The 18,492-nt window shown below is 69.6% G+C and carries 15 protein-coding genes and 1 pseudogene; 7 read left to right on the top strand and 9 right to left on the bottom strand.

Annotation, left to right across the window (positions count from 1 at the left end):
* The first annotated feature begins 55 nt into the window (after window positions 1–55).
* Complete coding sequence (locus tag MHN84_RS23010; protein ID WP_241206835.1) at window positions 56–3,013, top strand: MMPL family transporter; 2,958 nt, start codon at window positions 56–58, stop codon at window positions 3,011–3,013.
* Here MHN84_RS23010 and MHN84_RS23005 read toward each other — a convergent pair whose 3' ends face one another.
* Window positions 3,014–4,162: an AI-2E family transporter gene (locus MHN84_RS23005; protein ID WP_241206834.1), complete on the bottom strand. Its 1,149-nt coding sequence runs from the start codon at window positions 4,160–4,162 to the stop codon at window positions 3,014–3,016.
* Between the two features lie 78 nt (window positions 4,163–4,240).
* Between MHN84_RS23005 and MHN84_RS23000 the strand changes: the two genes are divergently transcribed.
* Genes MHN84_RS23000 through MHN84_RS22990 form a run of 3 tightly spaced genes read left to right on the top strand, consistent with a single transcriptional unit; the run spans window position 4,241 to window position 7,027 of the window.
* Entirely contained in the window at window positions 4,241–5,422 is a 1,182-nt protein-coding gene (locus MHN84_RS23000) for a YbhN family protein (protein ID WP_374238409.1), read from the top strand.
* A complete protein-coding gene (locus MHN84_RS22995; protein ID WP_241206833.1) occupies window positions 5,419–6,684 on the top strand; it encodes a M23 family metallopeptidase in 1,266 nt (421 codons plus the stop codon). The genes MHN84_RS23000 and MHN84_RS22995 overlap by 4 nt, the downstream gene beginning before the upstream one ends.
* The gene (locus tag MHN84_RS22990; protein ID WP_241206832.1) at window positions 6,671–7,027 is read left to right on the top strand and encodes a DUF3054 domain-containing protein; all 357 of its coding nucleotides are present in this window, start codon (window positions 6,671–6,673) and stop codon (window positions 7,025–7,027) included. Before MHN84_RS22995 ends, MHN84_RS22990 begins: the two co-directional genes overlap by 14 nt.
* On the opposite strand, the gene MHN84_RS22985 is transcribed toward MHN84_RS22990, so the two are convergent.
* The 4 genes from MHN84_RS22985 to MHN84_RS22970 form a co-directional block, all read right to left on the bottom strand.
* The gene (locus MHN84_RS22985) at window positions 7,016–8,368 is read right to left on the bottom strand and encodes a HAMP domain-containing sensor histidine kinase (RefSeq protein ID WP_241206831.1); all 1,353 of its coding nucleotides are present in this window, start codon (window positions 8,366–8,368) and stop codon (window positions 7,016–7,018) included. The genes MHN84_RS22990 and MHN84_RS22985 overlap by 12 nt on opposite strands.
* Window positions 8,369–8,390: 22 nt before the next feature.
* A complete protein-coding gene (locus tag MHN84_RS22980) occupies window positions 8,391–9,137 on the bottom strand; it encodes a response regulator transcription factor (protein WP_304654338.1) in 747 nt (248 codons plus the stop codon).
* 5 nt (window positions 9,138–9,142) lie between these two features.
* A complete protein-coding gene (locus MHN84_RS22975) occupies window positions 9,143–9,532 on the bottom strand; it encodes a heme-binding protein (protein ID WP_241206830.1) in 390 nt (129 codons plus the stop codon).
* A 124-nt stretch (window positions 9,533–9,656) separates the two neighbouring features.
* Window positions 9,657–10,172, bottom strand: a complete 516-nt coding sequence (locus tag MHN84_RS22970; protein WP_241206829.1) for a hemophore — start codon at window positions 10,170–10,172, stop codon at window positions 9,657–9,659.
* 280 nt (window positions 10,173–10,452) lie between these two features.
* Between MHN84_RS22970 and MHN84_RS22965 the strand changes: the two genes are divergently transcribed.
* On the top strand, window positions 10,453–13,368 hold the full coding sequence (locus tag MHN84_RS22965) for an MMPL family transporter (RefSeq protein WP_241206828.1): 2,916 nt from the start codon (window positions 10,453–10,455) through the stop codon (window positions 13,366–13,368).
* A complete protein-coding gene (locus tag MHN84_RS22960; protein ID WP_241206827.1) occupies window positions 13,365–13,868 on the top strand; it encodes an XRE family transcriptional regulator in 504 nt (167 codons plus the stop codon). The genes MHN84_RS22965 and MHN84_RS22960 overlap by 4 nt, the downstream gene beginning before the upstream one ends.
* Before the next feature lie 84 nt (window positions 13,869–13,952).
* Here MHN84_RS22960 and MHN84_RS22955 read toward each other — a convergent pair whose 3' ends face one another.
* A complete protein-coding gene (locus tag MHN84_RS22955; protein ID WP_241206826.1) occupies window positions 13,953–14,642 on the bottom strand; it encodes a hypothetical protein in 690 nt (229 codons plus the stop codon).
* On the bottom strand, window positions 14,639–15,250 hold the full coding sequence (locus MHN84_RS22950; protein WP_241206825.1) for a hypothetical protein: 612 nt from the start codon (window positions 15,248–15,250) through the stop codon (window positions 14,639–14,641). Before MHN84_RS22950 ends, MHN84_RS22955 begins: the two co-directional genes overlap by 4 nt.
* Before the next feature lie 40 nt (window positions 15,251–15,290).
* On the opposite strand from MHN84_RS22950, the gene MHN84_RS22945 reads away from it, so the two are divergent.
* Window positions 15,291–17,264: a M13 family metallopeptidase gene (locus MHN84_RS22945; RefSeq protein WP_241206824.1), complete on the top strand. Its 1,974-nt coding sequence runs from the start codon at window positions 15,291–15,293 to the stop codon at window positions 17,262–17,264.
* Between the two features lies 1 nt (window position 17,265).
* On the opposite strand, the gene MHN84_RS22940 is transcribed toward MHN84_RS22945, so the two are convergent.
* Window positions 17,266–18,117, bottom strand: coding sequence for a virginiamycin B lyase (locus MHN84_RS22940; RefSeq protein WP_241206823.1), 852 nt, complete (start codon window positions 18,115–18,117; stop codon window positions 17,266–17,268).
* A gap of 71 nt (window positions 18,118–18,188) precedes the next feature.
* Window positions 18,189–18,492: pseudogene (locus MHN84_RS22935) on the bottom strand (hypothetical protein); the annotation flags it as partial.

Genomic DNA, 18,492 nt, shown 5'->3' with positions numbered 1-18,492 from the left:
GCGATGTGCGCGCCGATGATCACAGACTCAACAACGACTTAATGAGGAGCTGACCGTGTTCGCCTGGTGGGGTCGAACGGTGTACCAGTACCGATACATCGTCATCGGTGTCATGGTCGCACTGTGCCTGGGTGGCGGCGTCTTCGGCATCAGCCTGGGACAGCACGTCACCCAGAGTGGTTTTTATGACGAGGGCAGTCAGTCCGTCCACGCGTCGGTGATCTCCGACGAGGTGTACGGGCGTGACCGCACCAGCCACGTGGTGGCGATCCTGACGCCGCCGGACGGCAAGAAGGTCACCGATCCGGCGTGGCAGAAGGAAGTCACCGGCGAGCTCAACAAGGTCGTCGACGACCACAAGGATCAGGTGGTCAGCTGGGTCGGTTGGCTGCGGGCGCCCGACACCACCGCCGAGACCGTCCAGCAGATGAAGACGGCGGACGGCTCCAAGACCTTCGTCAGCATCCCGCTCAAGGGCGACGACGACGACACGATCCTGAAGAACTATCAGACCGTCGAACCGGAGCTCGAGAAGGTCAACGGCGGCAACATCCAGCTGGCCGGGCTCAACCCGCTGGCCAGCGAACTCACCGGCACCATCGGTGAAGACCAGAAGCGCGCCGAGGTGGCTGCCATCCCGCTGGTCTGCGTGGTGCTGTTCTTCGTCTTCGGCGGTGTGGTCGCAGCGGCGCTGCCCGGCATCATCGGCGGCCTGACGATCGCGGGTGCCCTGGGCATCATGCGGTTGACCGCGGAGTTCATGCCGGTGCACTTCTTCGCCCAGCCGGTGGTGACGCTGATGGGCCTCGGTATCGCGGTCGACTACGGCCTGTTCATGGTGAGCCGGTTCCGAGAAGAGATCGCCGAGGGCTACGACACCGAGACCGCGGTCAGGCGCGCGGTGATGACGTCGGGCCGCACGATCATGTTCTCCGCCGTCATCCTGGTGGCGTCGTCGGTGCCGCTGCTGCTGTTCCCGCAGGGCTTCCTCAAGTCGATCACCTACGCGATCATCGCGTCGGTCATGCTGGCGGCGATCCTGTCGGTCAGCGTGCTGCCGGCCGCCCTGGGCATCCTGGGCCACAACGTCGACGCCCTCGGCGTGCGCACGCTGTTGCGGGTGCCCTTCTTCCGCAACTGGAAGCCGATGCGGGTCTACCTGGAGTGGCTGGCCGCGAAGACCCAGAAGACCAAGACCCGCGCCGAAGTCGAGAAGGGCTTCTGGGGCAGGTTGGTCAACGTCGTGATGAAGCGGCCGATCGCGTTCGCCGCACCGATCCTGATCGTGATGATCCTGCTGGTGATCCCGCTGGGTCAGTTGGCGCTCGGCGGCATCAGCGAGAAGTACCTGCCACCGGACAACAAGGTCCGTATCGCGCAGGAGGACTTCGACAAGACGTTCCCGGGCTTCCGCACCGAACCGCTGACGATCGTCGTCGAACGCCAGGACGGCCAGCCGGTCACCGACCAGCAACTCGCCGACGTCCGCGCCAAGGCGATGACGATCAGCGGATTCACCGACCCGGACAACGATCCGACCAAGATGTGGCAGGAACGGTCCGTCCAGGAGGGCGGCTCCAAGGATCCGTCGGTGCGCACCATCCAGAACGGTCTGGTGAGCCGCAACGACGCCCCGCAGAAGATCGAGGAGCTGCGCTCGATCACGCCGCCGCGCGGCCTCGACATCTCCGTGGGCGGCACCCCGGCGCTCGAACAGGACAGCATCCACAGCCTGTTCGACCGGCTGCCGCTGATGGTGGTGGTGCTGATCCTGACCACGACGATCCTGATGTTCCTGGCGTTCGGCTCGGTGGTGCTGCCGATCAAGGCCGCGCTGATGAGCGCACTGACGCTCGGCTCGACGATGGGCATCCTGACGTGGATGTTCGTCGAGGGCCACGGCTCCGGGCTGATGAATTACACGCCACAGCCGCTGATGGCACCGATGATCGGCCTGATCATCGCCGTGATCTGGGGTCTGTCCACCGACTACGAGGTGTTCCTGGTCTCCCGCATGGTGGAGGCGCGCGAACGGGGCATGTCGACCGCGGAGGCCATCCGGATCGGCACGGCCACCACCGGCCGGTTGATCACCGGTGCCGCCCTGGTGCTGGCGGTGGTCGCCGGGGCGTTCGTGTTCTCCGACCTGGTGATGATGAAGTACCTGGCGTTCGGCCTGCTGATCGCGCTGCTGCTGGACGCGACGATCATCCGGATGTTCCTGGTGCCCGCGATCATGAAGCTGCTCGGTGACGACTGCTGGTGGGCACCGCGCTGGATGAAGCGGGTCCAGGAGAAGTTGGGCCTGGGCGAGACGGAGCTGCCCGACGAGCGCAAACGCCCGACCGTGCGCGAGACCGCACCGGCCGAGGCACTCGTCGGCGCCGGCGCACCGGTCGCCGCTGCGCCGCGGCCGCTGCCGCCGCACGACCCCGGTCATCCCAATCCCGACCGGGCAGGAGTGACCACGCGCATCGCCACCGGGCCGCGAAGCGGCGGACCCGCAGGGCCCTCCGGCGCCGGGACGACGCGCCTGCCGGGTGCCCCGGTCCGTCCGCCCGCGCGCGACGACGAACCGCAGACCACCCGTCTGTCGGTGGCCCGCAACGCCGTCCGCAACGCGGTCAGCAGCGCGGCCGACGCCGTCACCCAGCGCGGGCAGCGGCCCGAGGCGCCCTCGACCCCGCCTCAGCGCGACGACCGGGAGATCGAGTCCTGGCTCGGTGACCTGCGGGGTACGGGCGGTTCGGCCGCCACACCGCCGGCCCCACCGCGCCCGTCCGGCGAGCCGACCCGGGCCCTGCATGACTCCGGGCCCGATCCCGACGCCGCCGATGCGACCACCGCGATCCCCGCGCAGCGAGCCGAGGACGAGGACACCGACGACGCCACCCGCGCGATCCCGACCGCACGGGCATCGGATGCGGACACGGCGACCGAGAAGCTCAACACCCGGCGCGGCGGCGGCGGGCTGAGCGCGCAGGAATTGCTGCGCCGCGAAGGCCGCCTGTAGCTACTTCGGTTCCACGTCGTCGGGTTCGGCGTCGATTATGGGGCCGTCGTCGGCCTCGGCGGCGGCGTGTACCTCGGCGGGGTCGTCGGCGACGAGCACGCGGATCGCACTGTTGAGGAACGCCAGTACCGGCACCGCGAGCAGCGCGCCGACGATGCCGGCGAGCACACCGCCGCCGGCGATCGCGAGCACGACGGCCAGCGGGTGGATCGACACCGCGCGGCCCATCACCAGCGGCTGCAGCACGTGCCCTTCCAGCTGCTGCACCGCGAGGATCAGCCCGAGGGTGATCAGCGCATAGATCAAGCCCTTGGTCAGCAGTGCGACGATCACCGCGAGGAACCCCGTGACCACCGCGCCCACCAGCGGGATGAACGCGCCGAGGAACACCAGCGAGGCCAGCGGCAGTGCCAGCGGGACGCCCATGATCGCCAGGCCGACGCCGATGCCGAGTGCGTCGACCAGCGCCACCAGGAACGTGGCCCGCACGTAACCGATCAGTGAGTGGAAGCCGGCCCGGCCCGCGTCGCGGACCCGCCGGCGGGTGCCGGCCGGGAAGATCCGGGTGACGAACTCGAAGATGTTGCGGCCGCCGTGCAGCAGGAAGATCAGCGTGAACAGCATCAGCAGGGCGCCGGTGACGATCTCGGTGATGGTGCCCGCGGTCGACAACGCGCCGCTGGTGACTCTCTCCTGGTTGTCGCGCAGCGCCTGGATCGCCGAGTTCCCGGCGTTGTCGATCTGTTCCCGGCTCAGGCCCAGCGGTCCGTCGATCAGCCAGCGCCGCAGCCCGTCGATGCTTCGGGTGACCTGGTCGACCAGCGCCGGCGTGCCCTCGATGAACTGGCTGACGACGAAGCTGAGCATGCCCCCGACCAGCGCGAGACCGCCGAGAAGGATCAGCGCGACCGCTCCGCCGCGCGGCGCGCCGCGCCGGTCCAGGAAGTCCACGGCGGGCATCAGCAGCGCGGCGGCCAGCGTGGCCAGCGCGACCGGGACGACGATGACCTCGACCCGGACGACCACCCACAGCGCCGCGAACACCGCCCCGAAGATGACGAGCAGGCGCCACCCCCACGCGGCACCCTTGCGGACCAGCGGGCTGACCGATTCATCGGCGGACGGGTCCACAAACGGACGCGCAGACATTCCGGTAGCGTAACGGCACTTTCTCCCACCGGTTTCGCTGTGCGGGTTCCGGCGGGTCAACGCCTTACCCTGTAGGGCGTGTCACACGACGCTCCTCCGATGCAGCCGCACGCGGCCGGCGCCGGTCCGGAGCGGCCCGCCCGGGGCAAGTACTGGTGGCTGCGATGGGTGCTCATCGCCGTCGCGCTCATCGTGCTGGCCGTCGAGCTGGTGTTGGTGCGCGACCAGCTGACCAAGGCGTGGAAGAGCCTGTACTCCGCGAACTGGTGGTGGGTGGGCGTCGCGGCGCTCGCCGCGATGGCGTCGATGCACAGTTTCGCCCAGATCCAGCGCACCCTGCTGGCCTCGGCCGGCGTACGCGTGCACCAGTGGCGCAGCGAGGCCGCGTTCTACGCCGGCAACGCACTGTCGACCACGATGCCGGGCGGTCCCGTGCTGTCGGCGACGTTCATCTACCGGCAGCAGCGGCTGTGGGGCGCCTCCCCGCTGGTGGCGTCGTGGCAGCTGGTGATGTCGGGTGTGCTGCAGGTCGTGGGTCTGGCGCTGCTCGGACTCGGCGGCGCGTTCCTGCTGGGCGCCAGCAAGAACCCGCTGTCGCTGATCTTCTCGCTCGGCGGCTTCCTCGCGTTGGTGCTGCTGGCGCAGGCCGTGGCGACCCGCCCCGAACTGATCGACGGCATCGGGGTGCGGGTGCTGAGCTGGTTCAACTCCGCCCGCGGCCGGGCACCCGACACGGGCCTGACGAAGTGGCGGGAAATTCTCTCCCAGCTCGAGTCGGTGCAGCTGGGCCGCCGCGATCTGTCGGTCGCGTTCAGCTGGTCGCTGTTCAACTGGATCGCCGACGTCGGCTGTCTGCTGGCCGCCTGCTACGCCACCGGGGGTCACCCGTCGCTGGCCGGCGTGACCGTGGCCTACGCCGCCGCGCGCGCCGTCGGATCCATCCCGTTGATGCCCGGCGGGCTGCTGGTGGTGGAGGCGGTCCTGGTACCCGGTCTGGTGTCCAGCGGCATGTCGCTGGCTTCGGCGATCTCGGCGATGTTGATCTACCGGCTGATCAGCTGGATCTTCATCGCCGCGATCGGGTGGGTGGTGTTCTTCTTCATGTTCCGCACCGAGGGGGACCTCGACAGCGACATCCCGTCCGACACCGAGACGCCCGCGGCCGCGCCGGCCACCGTCGAGGAGATCTGTCCGCAGTTCAGCCCCGATCCGGATGCGCCGCATCCGCCGCCGCCCGAGGAGACCCAGCAGGCCTCATGACGTTCCCCCGAACCCTCGCCGTCCTGACGATGGCTGCAGTCACTGCGTTCTCTTCGGCCTGCTCGCAATCGTCCTCCCCCGAGACCTCCACCTCGACGTCCGCGTCGAGTACGACGCCGACCTCGGCCGCCGCGGCGCCGAGCCCCACACCCCGCCCCGGCCCGGCCGAACCGTCGGTGGTCACCCCGGTGCTGGCGCAGGCAGTGGCCGAACCGATTCCGGTTCCGGCGACCGACGGCAAGACGCACCTGGTCTACGAGCTCACCCTGACGAACACGCTGTCGCAGGAGGTGTCGCTCACCTCGCTGGAGGTGCGCGCCGGCGACCAGACCCTTTTGACACTGCCCACCGATCGTCTCACCGCCGTCACGCGACTGGCCGGAAGTCCGGCTCCCACAGGCGTTTTGGGACCCGCGCAGACCGCACACGTGTGGCTGGACGTCGCGCTGCCCGCCGACAGCCCGGCACCCGAGCGGCTCGTCCACGCGCTGGGGCTGTCGGTGCGCCGCCCGCAGCCACCGCTGATCCCGGCGGCGTTGGTCGAAGAGGTGGCGCCGGTGGCGGTGCAGAAGCGCAAGCCCATCACCATCGACCCGCCGCTGTCAGGACCCAACTGGCTCGACGGCGACGGCTGCTGTGGCATCTCCGGGCACCGCGGTGCACTCAATCCGATCAACGGAAGCACTTGGGTCGCCGAACGATTCGCGATCGACTACGTGCAGCTGATGCCCGACGGCAAGCTGTTCACCGGCGCGCCCTCGGATCTGACCGGCTTTCCGTACTACGGCACCGACGTGCACGCCGTCGCCGACGGTCCGGTGGTCGCTGTCGTCGACGGGATGGCCGAGGAGACGCCGTTCGCCGCGCCGAAAGGCCTGACACTGGACCAGTATCCGGGCAACCACGTCGTGCAGGATCTCGGCGGCGGCAACTATGCGCTGTATGCGCATCTGCAAACGGGGAGCATCACGGTCAAACCGGGTGACCGGCTCACCGCCGGGCAGTCGTTGGCCCACCTCGGCAACACCGGCAACACCGACGCCCCGCACCTGCACTTCCACGTGATGAGCACGCCCGATCCGCTGCGCTCGGACGGTCTGCCGTTCGTGTTCTCGTCGTTCGACCTGCAGGGCAGGGTGCCCGACTCGCAGGACCCGCTGAGTGCGGGGCGACCCGTCACGCTGCCGCCCGCCACGGATGCCAAGCCGCAACGCGACGTCATGCCGCTGCAGGACGACCTGATGACCTATGCGGGCCGGTAGCCGCGCACCGGCCGCGTTGGCCGCCGACGTGGTCTGCGTCCTGGTGTTCTGCGCGATCGGGCGCCGCAGCCACGCCGAGGGACTGACGGTGGCGGGCGTGGCACAGACGGCGTGGCCGTTCCTGGCCGGCACCGCGCTCGGCTGGGTGCTCGCCCGCGCGTGGCGACGCCCGGTGGCGCTGGTACCGACCGGCGTCGTGGTGTGGGTGGCGACGGTCGTCGCCGGGATGCTGCTGCGCAAGATCAGCGGCCAGGGCACCGCGGTCAGCTTCATCGTGGTCGCCACGCTCACCACCGCGGCGCTGCTGTTGGGTTGGCGGGCGATCGCCCGGTCAGTCCGCTGAATCTGCCTGCGGCACAGGCTGTGTCGATACCGTGAGGGTGGCTCGCAGGCCACCGAGGGGTCCGTCGGACAGTTCGATGGCGCCGCCGTGCAGCGCCGTCTGCTGCGCGACGAGGGCCAACCCGAGACCCGATCCGCCCGGGGCGGCGTTGCTGCCGCGGGAGAAGCGGCCCAGCACGCTCTCGTGCTCGTCGACGGGCAGCCCGCGGCCGTTGTCGTCGACGACGATCGTCACGACGGTGCCGTCGTCTGTGGACCGCCGGTAGGAGGCCAGCACGATCCGGGTGGCATGCCCGTGCGTGATCGCGTTGCGCACCAGGTTGTCGACCGCCAGCCGCAGCCCACCCGGCCAGCCCAGCACGAAACCGAGGGTGTCGGCGGCGTGCACCTCGATCGTGACATCCCGGTTGACCCGCATGTTCTCCCGGGCCACCCGGTCGAGCATGTCGGTCACGTCGATGATCTCGCGGTCCTCGGCCTGCGCCAGCTGACCCGACGCCAGCTGACCCAGCGCGGTGATGATGCCCTCCACCCGGCGCTGCGCCCGGGACAGATCGGCGACCACCTCGTCGCGCTCATCGGCGGGGAGATCGTGAATGCGCAGCGTGTCCAGGTCCGCACGCATCGCGGTCAGCGGAGTGCGCAGTTCGTGGGCGGCGTTGGCCGCGAAGTCCTGCGCGGCCTGCAGCGAGTTGCTGGTGGCGCGCTGCGCGGCGGCGAGCCGGTCCAGCATCGCGCTCATCGCCTCGGACAGATCCTCCGCCTCGCGGACCCCGCGCACCTCCGGCATCGTCTCCGAGCCCTGGCCCAGGTTCTTGGTGTGTTCGGTGAGCCGGCGCAACGGCCGGATCGCCGGCCCGGCCAGCAGCCAGCCCAATCCGGCGGCGATCAGCACCGTCACCACAGCCACGGCGATGGCCAGCGGCACCCGAGCCCGGTTGAGCAGGATGCTGTCGGCGCGGATGCCGATCGACATCAGCACGCCGCCGTTCTGGTCGACCGGCAGGGTGCGCACCCGGTATTCGACCCCGTTGACCGTGACGGTCTGGGTGCCCGGCGGCAACGCGGGGAGCTGGAAGCCGCGCTGATAGACCACCTGTCCCGAGGAGCGGGACCGGCCCGTCTGGAGTACGCCGCGGCGCTGATCGGTGAGCTGCTCGGGATACACGCTGGCATCGACGATCGCATCGAGACGGCGATCCAGCTGTGCCGCGTCGTTGTTGGCCAGCACGAGTGAGGTCAGGATCGTGAACGCCGCGACCACCGCGGCCGCGGCGGCCGCCGACGCGATGGCGACCCTGGTGCGAAGCGATGCCGACCGTAAGGCGCGCGGAAGCCTCACCGCGCGCCCGGGACCAGGCTTCTCACGGTTCCTCCCGCAGCACGTAGCCGATGCCGCGCACGGTGTGGATCACCCGCGGCTGGCCGTCGCGCTCGAGCTTGCGCCGCAGGTACGAGACGAACACGTCGGCGACGTTGGTGTCGACGTCGAAGTCGTAGCCCCACACCAGTTCCAGCAGCCGCTGCCGACTCAACACCACGCCGGCGTTCTCGGCCAGCGCGGCGAGCAGATCGAACTCCCGCTTGGTCAACTCGACGCGTTCGCCGGCGACGAACACCAGCCGGCGCGACGTGTCGATGGTCAGCGATCCCACCGTCATCGTGTCCGACATCGGATCGGAGTGATGGGCACGGCGCAGCAGCGCGTGCAGGCGTGCCACCAGCTCACCGAGATCGAACGGCTTGGTCAGGTAGTCGTCGGCGCCCGCCTCCAGGCCCGCGATGCGGTCGTTGACGGTGTCGCGCGCCGACAGCACGCAGATCGGGATGTCGTTGCCGAGGGCACGCAGCGCCGTCACCACCGCGACGCCGTCGAGTTCGGGCATCTGCACGTCGAGCACCAGCGCGTCGTGCGACTCACTCGAGAGCAGCCGCAACGCTTCCTTGCCCGTCGCGGCGACCCTGACGTCGAACCCCGAATGCCGCAGACCGCGAGCCACCGAGGTCCGGACATCCGGGTCGTCGTCCACCATCAGCACCGTCCGACCCGCGCCGTCCTGGGCGGACAGCTCCCCCCCACGCGTGGGCGAAGCATCCACCCTGTCTCGCATGGCGCCTATGGGAAGAGCGGTCCGTTGGTGTCCTGCTCCGAGAAGCCGCACCGGTTCTTGATGTCGATCAGCGGCTGCCGAATCGCCGTCATCTCCGCCTTGACCTGAGGATTGGCGTTCATGTAGTCGACCACCTTGGGGCGGAGCTGATCCATCGGCAAGCCCTGCAGACCGGAGAAGAAGTCGTTGACCTGCGGATGGGTGAACAAGTACGCCGAGGTCGACGCGGAAACGCCGGAGGCGACCCCGGCGAAGTCGGCCGCCGTGCAGTTCGGCGGCAGCGCCGGCTGCGCCGAAGCCATCGGCATCGCGCCGAACAGCGAGGCGCCGGCGACCGCGCCCGCGCCCAGTGCGCCCGCAACGGCGCGGCGCAGGATGGGGCCCGAGATCAACATGAAGTCTCCTTCAGCAGTGGTGGAGCCGGCGCCTGTCGGGCCGGTCTGCCGACCATCCTAGAAAGCTAAGCAGACCGGTAGCCGACTTTCCTGCCGAGCAATTAACGGTTGGTGAGAAATCTCCTCACCGCAGCGGCGCCGTCGGGGCCTCCCCGGGGGTGGCTTCGGCCGCCCCAGCACCCATGCTCGCCGCGGCAGGAGACGACACGGGCGACGCTGGCGAGGCGGCGCCCGGCGAGGCGGCCTGCACCAGACCGAGCAATTGCGGCAACGTCACCGGCAGCTGACATTGAGCGGCCAAGGACGTCAACGGCTTCTGCAGGCGCTGGAGATCGGCCTGAACGAGAGGGTTGGCGTCCAGGTAGGACTTGAGTGCGCCCAGGGACTGCGCTCCACCCTGCTGCTTGGCGATCAGCGTCAGCGCCTGGTTGGTCTGCGGGTGGGTTTCCAGATAGGTGCCGGTGTCGGTGGCCACCGCACCTGCGGTCTTGGCGACCTCGCTGGCCGCGCACGGGTCCGGCCCGGCCTGCCCGGCCGGCGCGCCCGGCCCGGCCATCAGCACCGCGGCACCACCGGCGGCGACGACGACCGCGGTCGCGGCGCCCACCCGGCGCGCGGTGGACATCGTGCGTGCAAACATGACGAACTCCTCACGGCCCGCGGGCGCCCGGTGACGCCGCAGGCGTTCCTACGGTCAACAGCAAAGATCCCCGACCGACGGACATCATCTAGCCCACCTCGAGGCCATCGTGCCATCACCGGCGCCCGACGCCCAATCGAGCGATCGGGCAGGGCGCGAATTAGAGCTGCATGAGGCATCTCCGGCAGGAGCATTTGCGCAGGTGTCCTCACAACCGACTGCTGTACCCTTTCGCTACGAAAGGCCGGGGAGAAAGTGGGGACGTCCCATCCAGCAGTTCATGATGCGCGTGAGCAGCAACCTGCGCAGATTCCGCTGGGCGGTCTTCGCGGTGTGGCTGCTGCTCCTCGTCCCCTCGATCTACCTCGCGATGAACCAGTCGGGCAACCTGACCGGCGGCGGTTTCGAGGTCGAGGGCTCACAGTCGCTGTACGTGCAGCGCCAACTCGAGGCACAGTTCCCCGACCAAGGTGCATCCCCGTTGGCGCTGGTCGCCGCACCCCGACCGGACGCCTCCTTCGATGACATGAACGCCGCGGTGGCGTATCTGGAGAAGATCGCCGCCGAGGTGCCCAGCGTCACCGTGATGCCCAACCCGGGTCAACCACCACCCCAGCCCGACCGGCCCTATGTGATCACGCTGCAGCTCGGGTTCGAGAACACCGGCGCGGTCGACATCGCCAAGCAACTGCGCCAGAAAGTCGGCATCGTCGGCGAAGACCCGGGCCAGACCGAGAACGGCAAGGTGCGCTTCTACGTCATCGGGCAGGGCGCGTTGGGCGCCGCGGCGACGCTGGCCACCAAACACGACATCGCCCAGGCCGAGCGGTGGAACCTGCCGATCGTGCTGATCGTGCTGCTGGCGGTGTTCGGGTCGTTCGCCGCCGCGGCGATGCCGCTGCTGTTGGGTGTGTGCACAGTCGCGGTCACGATGGGCCTGGTCTATTGGCTCTCGATGTACACCACGATGTCGGTGTTCGTGACCTCGACCGTCTCGATGTTCGGCATCGCCGTGGCCATCGACTACTCGCTGTTCATCCTGATGCGCTTCCGCGAGGAACTGCGCGCCGGCCGCGAGCCGCAGGACGCTGCCGACGCCGCGATGGCGACGTCGGGGCTCGCGGTGGTGCTGTCGGGTCTGACGGTGATCGCGTCCGTCACCGGCATCTACTTGATCAACACGCCCGTGCTGCGGTCGATGGCCACCGGCGCGATCCTCGCCGTCGCGGTGGCCGTCCTCACGTCGACGACGCTGACTCCCGCGGTCCTGGCCACGTTCGGCCGTCGGGCCGCGCGACGCTCGTCGTACCTGCACTGGGGCCGCGGCATCGAGGCGACGCAGTCCAAGTTCTGGACCCGCTGGACGGGCGGGGTGATGCGCAGGCCGTGGTTGTCGGCGCTGGGTGCGGCGGCGCTGCTGCTGGCCCTGGCGGCGCCGGCCTTCTCCATGGCGCTCGGCAACAGCATGCAGCGACAGTTCGATCCCACCCACGAGATCCGCGGTGGCGTCAACGCCGCAGCCGAGGCGCTGGGCCCCGGCGCGCTCGGCCCGGTCCGCGTGCTGGTCACGTTCCCCGACGGCAACGCCGCGTCCGCGCCGGCCAAACAGCCGCTGCTCGACGCGATCCGGCAGAAGATGGCCCAGGCGCCGAACACGGTGTCGGTGTCTCCGGCGGTGTTCGGCACCGACTACCGCAGCGCGCTGCTCTCCGCGGTGCTGTCGGTCGATCCGGAGGACATGGGCGCGCGCGACACCGTCGACTGGATGCGGGCACAACTACCCGCGGTGGCGAGGGGCAACGCGACGATCTCGGTGGGCGGGCCCACGGCGTTGATCAAGGACTTCGACGACAGGGTCGCCGCGATCCAACCGGCGGTGTTCGCGTTCGTCGCGCTCATCGCGTTCGTGATGCTGCTGGTGTCGATCCGCTCGGTGTTCCTCGCGCTCAAGGGCGTGGTGATGACCGTGCTCTCGGTGGCGGCCGCCTACGGCTCCCTGGTGGCGGTCTTCCAGTGGGGGTGGTTGGAGGGTCTGGGCTTCAAACAGCTCTCGTCGCTGGACAGCACGATCCCGCCGCTGGTGCTCGCCCTGACCTTCGGCCTGTCGATGGACTACGAGATCTTCCTGCTCACCCGGATTCGGGAGCGGTTCCTGCAGACCGGTAACACCCGCGACGCGGTCGCCTACGGGGTGTCGACCAGTGCCCGCACCATCACCAGCGCCGCGCTGATCATGATCGCGGTGTTCATCGGATTCGCGTTCGCCGGCATGCCGCTGGTGGCCCAGCTCGGCGTGGCGTGCGCGGTCGCGATCGCCGTGGACGCGACGGTGGTGCGGCTGGTGCTGGTGCCCGCGCTGATGGCGATGTTCGACGAGTGGAACTGGTGGCTGCCGCGCTGGCTGGACCGGGTGCTGCCGTCGGTGGACTTCGAGAAGCCGTTGCCCAAGGCAGACATCGGCGACCTCATCATCATCCCCGACGACATCTCGGCACTCGCGCCGTCGGGGGCCGACCTGCGCACCGTCGTCAAATCGGCGGCGAAGCTCAAAACCCTTGCGCCACAGGCAATCACGGTGGCAGACCCGCTGGCCTTCAGCGGCTGCCAACCGTGCGGCAAGTTGGTGCCGGGACGGTTGAAGAACGAGGGACGGGTGCCGGCGGCCATCAGCAACCGGGCGCACGGCAAGACCGTCGCAGTGAAGCTGCCCAAGCATCCGGTCACCATGTGGCGGGGCCGCCTCGACGTGGCGCTCGACGCCCTGGCCATAGAAAGAGCCACCGAAAGAGCCGGTCCCGCGCAGTTGGAGCGGATCAGCCCGATGGAGACCACCAACGTGCTGCTGCCCACCGGAGACCGGCTGCAGATCCCCACCGGTGCCGAGACCCTGCGGTTGAAGAGCTTCCTGATCATGGAGCGCAACAGCGCCCGCGACTACTCGGAGTTCGCCGAACTCGTCGCCTCGATGGACACGCAGACCGCGGCGGAAGTACTCACCGGCATGGACCGGTACTACTGTGGTCAACCGGCGCGTGAGCACTGGGTGGCCACCCAGTTGGTGCGCCGCCTGGCCGATCCCCGGCCTTCCGACGGGCCCGACGTCGCCGCCTCGGGGCCCGACGCGGAGACCGAGTGGGCCGCAGCCAGGCAGCGGTGCCTGTCGGTCGCAGTGGCGATGTTGGAGGAGGCGAGGTGACTGTGTCGTCCGAACAGCGGTCGTCGCCGGAACAGCGGTCGTCGCCGGAACAGCGGTCGTCGCCGGGCACGCGCTCCGACGACCGGCCCGTCGAGTTCTGGCCGACGGCTGCCATCCGGGCCGCGCTCGAGCGTGACGACCTCGCCGTCTGGCAGCGCATCGTGGTGGCCATCAAGCGCGATCCCTACGGCCGTACCGCCCGTCAGGTCGAAGAGGTCCTCGAGACCGCCGAGCCGTACGGGGTGTCGAAGGCGATGTCGGAGGTGCTGGTGCGCACCCGGGAGCATCTCGAGGCCAACGAATGCGCCGAGGTGGGCCGTCACGTGCGGCTGCTGCTCGAGCGCTCGGGCCTGGGCGAGCAGGAGTTCGCCTCGCGGATCGGGGTGGCTCCCGTCGACTTCGCCGCCTACCTCGGCGGCACCGTCAGCCCGCCGGCGTCGCTGATGATCAGGATGGGCCGGCTGTCGGAGCGCTTCGCGAAGATGCGCAGCCAGCGCTGACCCACCTCGCCGCGGAAGCGCATTCCCGGTCGTGATCGGGGCGCCGATCACGACCCTGGCTTCTCACTGGCGTACCAGCATTGACTAGCGGGAGTGCAGCGGCGAGACGTCTTCGACCAGCCAGCGGCCGTCGGTCTTGACCAATGACACCCGCAGCGCGAGCACCGCGCTGTCGGTCGGTTTGCCCGGCGAACTCTGCGTACCGCGCAGCACCACGGCCACGCTCGCCGCCTGCGGCCCGATGGCCTCCACGCCTGCCGACACCGTGCTGGCCTGCGCCGACACATTGCGCCCGCCCAGATCCTTGGCGACAGTGGCGAAATCGGCCTTGAACCGCTGCGCGCTCTCGGGCGACATCATCTGCGTCGCGCGGTCGATCGAGGCGGTCGGATCCTGCGGCGTGAACGTCGCCGACGCCTCGGCGACACTGCTGGCGATGCCGTTGACCTCGACACTGTCGGAGTTCAACGTGCGATCGGGCACCGTCCACTGCGTGTAGCCGACCACCGCCGCGGCGATCAGTGCGGCCGCCGCCGTCCCGATCACCGCCAGCCGCAGCCCCGGCCCGTCGTCGTCGGTACCGACAGTCACCGCGTCGCGGCGGGCGAGCACGATGTTGACGATCACGCCCTGGACCACGAGCAGGCACAGCACCGAACACACCGACACCCACCACAGCGGCCAGGCCAGCGCCATGCCGATGTAGATCAGTGCGGCCACGGCGGCCAGCGGTGCGAGCACATCGAAGAGCGCGACGCGCAGCAGGTTCTTCATCGGATGGGCTCCAGCCGGGAGATCAGCAGTCTGCCGTCGACATCGGAGACGTCGAGGCGCAGCGTCCACCGCACGGTCTGGGGTGTGTCGGTGCCTGCGTTCTCGCTCAGCGATGTGGCGACCACCAACACCGTGTCGGTCCGGCTGGCGAACCCGGCCAGCTCGGGCGGCGGCGGTGCGGCGGGCATCCCGGGCGCAGCGTGGTAGACGCTCTCCAGCGCGACGGCGTTGAGCTGGCCCGTAGTGCGTGACTTGAGTGTGCGAACCAGCTGTCGGTAGGGCTCGACGGTCCGCTCGAAGTCGGCGTTGAGCTGGCCGACGGTGCCGTCGTGCAGGGTGGCGAGATCGGTGTCGACGGTGTCGGCGGTCATGTTGATCAGCACACCGGTCCACTCGGCGGCCGCCTGCAGCACACGGGTGCGGTAGGCCCGTTCCTCGGTCTCGTTGTGATGGCCGGTCCAGATCATCGCCGACAGGACGACAGCGACGACGGCGACGACGGCCAGGACCGCCGAGGCGATGCCGTAGCCGCTCACGGTGCGGTGCGGCGCCCCCTCCTCACGGTCGGGTTCGGGGCCCGCGCTGGATCCGGGCTGGTCATCGGGCATGCCGGTGAGGGTACCCGGGCAGTTCTGGAAGGATGTCGGGGTGACGGTAGAAGCGACATCCCTCAAGTCCGGTATCGATCTGCGCTACGTCGACGGCGACGCCAGACCGCAGGACGATCTGTTCGGTCACGTCAACGGCCGCTGGCTCGCCGAGTACCAGATCCCCGCGGACCGGGCCACCGACGGCGCGTTCCGCACGCTCTACGACCGCGCCGAGGAGCAGATCCGCGACCTCATCACCGAGGCGGCCGAGGCGCACGCGCCGGAAGGGACCGATCAGCAGCGCATCGGCGATCTCTTCGCGAGCTTCATGGACGAGGAGACGATTCGCGAGCGCGGGCTGACCCCGCTGCTGGAGGAGCTGGCCCTCGTCGACGCCGCCGACACCCCCGAGGCGCTGGCCCGGGTGCTCGGCGAGCTGCAGCGCACCGGCATCGGCGGCGGCACCGGTGTGTACGTCGACACCGACTCCAAGGACTCGACCCGCTACCTGCTGCACATGACCCAGTCCGGCATCGGCCTGCCCGACGAGTCCTACTACCGCGACGAGCAGCACGCCGAGATCCTGGCCGCCTACCCCCGCCACATCGCCGCGATGTTCGCCCTCGTCCTGGGAGGCGACCACAGCGACAGCGCATCGACGATCATCGCGCTGGAGACCAAGCTCGCGGCCGCGCACTGGGACGTGGTCAAGCGCCGCGACGCCGACCTCACCTACAACCTGCGCACGCTGGCCGACGTGGTCGCCGAGGCGCCGGGCTTCGACTGGCGCGGCTGGCTGGGCGCGCTGGGCGCGTCCCCGGCCGAGGTGGTCGTACGCCAGCCCGACTATCTGACCGCGTTCGCCGCGCTGTGGTCGAGCGAGTCCCTCGAGACGTGGAAGACGTGGCTGCGCTGGCGGCTCATCCACGCCCGCGCCTCGCTGCTGACCGACGAGCTGGTCGCCGAGGACTTCGCGTTCTACGGCCGGCTGCTCTCGGGCACCGAGCAGATCCGCGACCGCTGGAAGCGGGGCGTGTCGGTGGTCGAGTCGCTGATGGGAGACGCGCTGGGCCGGCTCTACGTCGAGCGGTACTTCCCGCCCCAGGCGAAGGCGCGGATGGACGAGCTGGTGGCCAATCTGCGTGAGGCGTACCGGGTGTCGATCAACGAGCTGGAGTGGATGACCCCGGCGACGCGGGAGAAGGCACTCGCCAAGCTCGACAAGTTCACGCCGAAGATCGGCTACCCGGCGAAGTGGCGTGACTACTCCTCGCTGGTCATTGCCCGCGACGATCTCTACGGCAACTACCGCCGCGGTTACACGTTGGAGTACGACCGCGACCTCGCCAAGCTCGGCGGCCCGGTCGACCGCGACGAGTGGTTCATGACGCCGCAGACGGTCAACGCGTACTACAACCCCGGCATGAACGAGATCGTGTTCCCCGCGGCGATCCTGCAGCCGCCGTTCTTCGACGCCGACGCCGACGACGCCGCAAACTACGGCGGCATCGGCGCGGTGATCGGGCACGAGATCGGGCACGGCTTCGACGATCAGGGCGCCAAGTACGACGGTGACGGCAACCTGGTGGACTGGTGGACCGACGAGGACCGCACTGAATTCGGTTCGCGCACAAAGGCTTTGATCGAGCAGTACGAGACGTTCACCCCGCGCGGGCTCGAACCGTCACATCACGTGAACGGCGCGTTCACCGTCGGCGAGAACATCGGCGATCTCGGCGGACTCTCGATCGCACTGCTGGCCTACCGGCTGTCGCTGGGCGGCAGGCCGGCGCCGGTGATCGACGGGCTGACCGGCGAGCAGCGCGTGTTCTTCGGCTGGGCCCAGGTGTGGCGCACCAAATCCCGCGAGGCCGAAGCGATCCGACGCCTGGCGATCGACCCGCACTCCCCGCCGGAGTTCCGCTGCAATGGCGTGGTGCGCAACATGGATGCCTTCTACGAAGCCTTCGACGTCAGCGAGAGCGACGAGCTGTACCTGGAACCCGAACGGCGCGTGCGTATCTGGAACTGACTCAGCTGACGGGCAGCCGCAGGACGTAGCCCGCCTCCAGGGCGACCCACAGGCCGCCGTCGGCTGCCATCAGGAGTCCGTGCGGTTCGCTGCCTGCGGGCAGGTCGATGGTCGCGACCTCCCCGTCGGCGGCGACCCGTGCGATCTGGTCGCTTTCCCAGAGGCTGACCCAGACCGCGTCGGCGTGGTCGGCCACCACCGCATGGGGTTTGCCCGGCAACTCGAGTTCCTGGATCGCCTCGTTCATCGGGATGCGGCCCAGCCTGTCTGCGCGGATCTCGGTGAACCACACCGCATCGTCGTGGGTCGCCGCGATGCCGACAGGTCCGGCCGCCGGGGTCGGTGTCGGCCGGACGCTGACGTTTCCGGTCATGTCCACCCGCCCGACTGCGCTCTTCTCGTTCAGGGTGAACCACATCGCGTCGTCGGGACCCGCGGTGATCATCGACGGGGTGCCGCCGGGCACGGCCACGACGTCCACCTCGTCGTCCGTGCCGAGCCGGCACACCGTGCCCGAGGTCATCGTGGTGAACCACAGCGCTGCGTCGGGTCCGACGCAGAGCCCGAAAGGTGCACTGTCATGCGGGAGTTCGATCTCGCGCTGCGCACCGTCGGTCCCGATTCGCCCGATCCGGTCGTCACCGCTGCGGGTGAACCAGATGCCGCCGTCCGGCGCTGCCACGATGACCGCCGGCTTGCTCTGCGGGTGCACGGGGTGGACGTCGACGTCGCCGCCGGGTGCGATCCGCGCGATCTCCCCGCTGTGGATGAGGGTCACCCAGATGGCGCCGTCCGGACCCTGGGCGAGCGCGTAGGGGCCGCCGGGGATGGGGATGTCGAGGGCGCGGCTCACGCCACGACGCTACGGCACGACTCAGCACAGGAACCCGCACCTCCGGCTTCGCGACGGCCGGCATCGAGGTATCAGGTGCTCGGTCGATCGGGCGTGACGAACGGCCGCACCGCCACCAGATAGGCGACCAGGAGCACCAGCGGCGCGGCGAGCGGTATCCACGGCAGCTCGACGGGCACCGCGGCGACGAGAGCAGTGGTGACGGCGAATGCGACCACCGTCGTCATCGTCGGCACCGTCGCGGCGTCGTGCCGGGTGACCAGATAGGCGGCGGCCGCGAGGCCGGAGAGGGCCACGGCCAGCGGCGGGGTGCCGGCGAGCAGGACGGTGAGCACGGTTGCCACCACCGCGGCCGTGGCCGCGGGGCGCCACCAG

The sequence above is a fragment of the Mycobacterium sp. PSTR-4-N genome (assembly GCF_022348085.1).
Classification (GTDB): domain Bacteria; phylum Actinomycetota; class Actinomycetes; order Mycobacteriales; family Mycobacteriaceae; genus Mycobacterium.
Note: the sequence above shows the minus strand (reverse complement) of the source record. Positions and strands in the feature narration are given on the sequence as shown.

Bases quoted from the DNA above. Each gene is read 5' to 3' on its own strand.
- MHN84_RS22990 (WP_241206832.1), top strand. From the start codon at position 6,671: ATGCGGGCCGGTAGCCGCGCACCGGCCGCGTTGGCCGCCGACGTGGTC.
- MHN84_RS22955 (WP_241206826.1), bottom strand. From the start codon at position 14,642: ATGAAGAACCTGCTGCGCGTCGCGCTCTTCGATGTGCTCGCACCGCTG.
- MHN84_RS22950 (WP_241206825.1), bottom strand. From the start codon at position 15,250: ATGCCCGATGACCAGCCCGGATCCAGCGCGGGCCCCGAACCCGACCGT.
- MHN84_RS22965 (WP_241206828.1), top strand. From the start codon at position 10,453: ATGATGCGCGTGAGCAGCAACCTGCGCAGATTCCGCTGGGCGGTCTTC.
- MHN84_RS23005 (WP_241206834.1), bottom strand. From the start codon at position 4,162: ATGTCTGCGCGTCCGTTTGTGGACCCGTCCGCCGATGAATCGGTCAGC.
- MHN84_RS22970 (WP_241206829.1), bottom strand. From the start codon at position 10,172: ATGTTTGCACGCACGATGTCCACCGCGCGCCGGGTGGGCGCCGCGACC.
- MHN84_RS22995 (WP_241206833.1), top strand. From the start codon at position 5,419: ATGACGTTCCCCCGAACCCTCGCCGTCCTGACGATGGCTGCAGTCACT.
- MHN84_RS22980 (WP_304654338.1), bottom strand. From the start codon at position 9,137: ATGCGAGACAGGGTGGATGCTTCGCCCACGCGTGGGGGGGAGCTGTCC.
- MHN84_RS22975 (WP_241206830.1), bottom strand. From the start codon at position 9,532: ATGTTGATCTCGGGCCCCATCCTGCGCCGCGCCGTTGCGGGCGCACTG.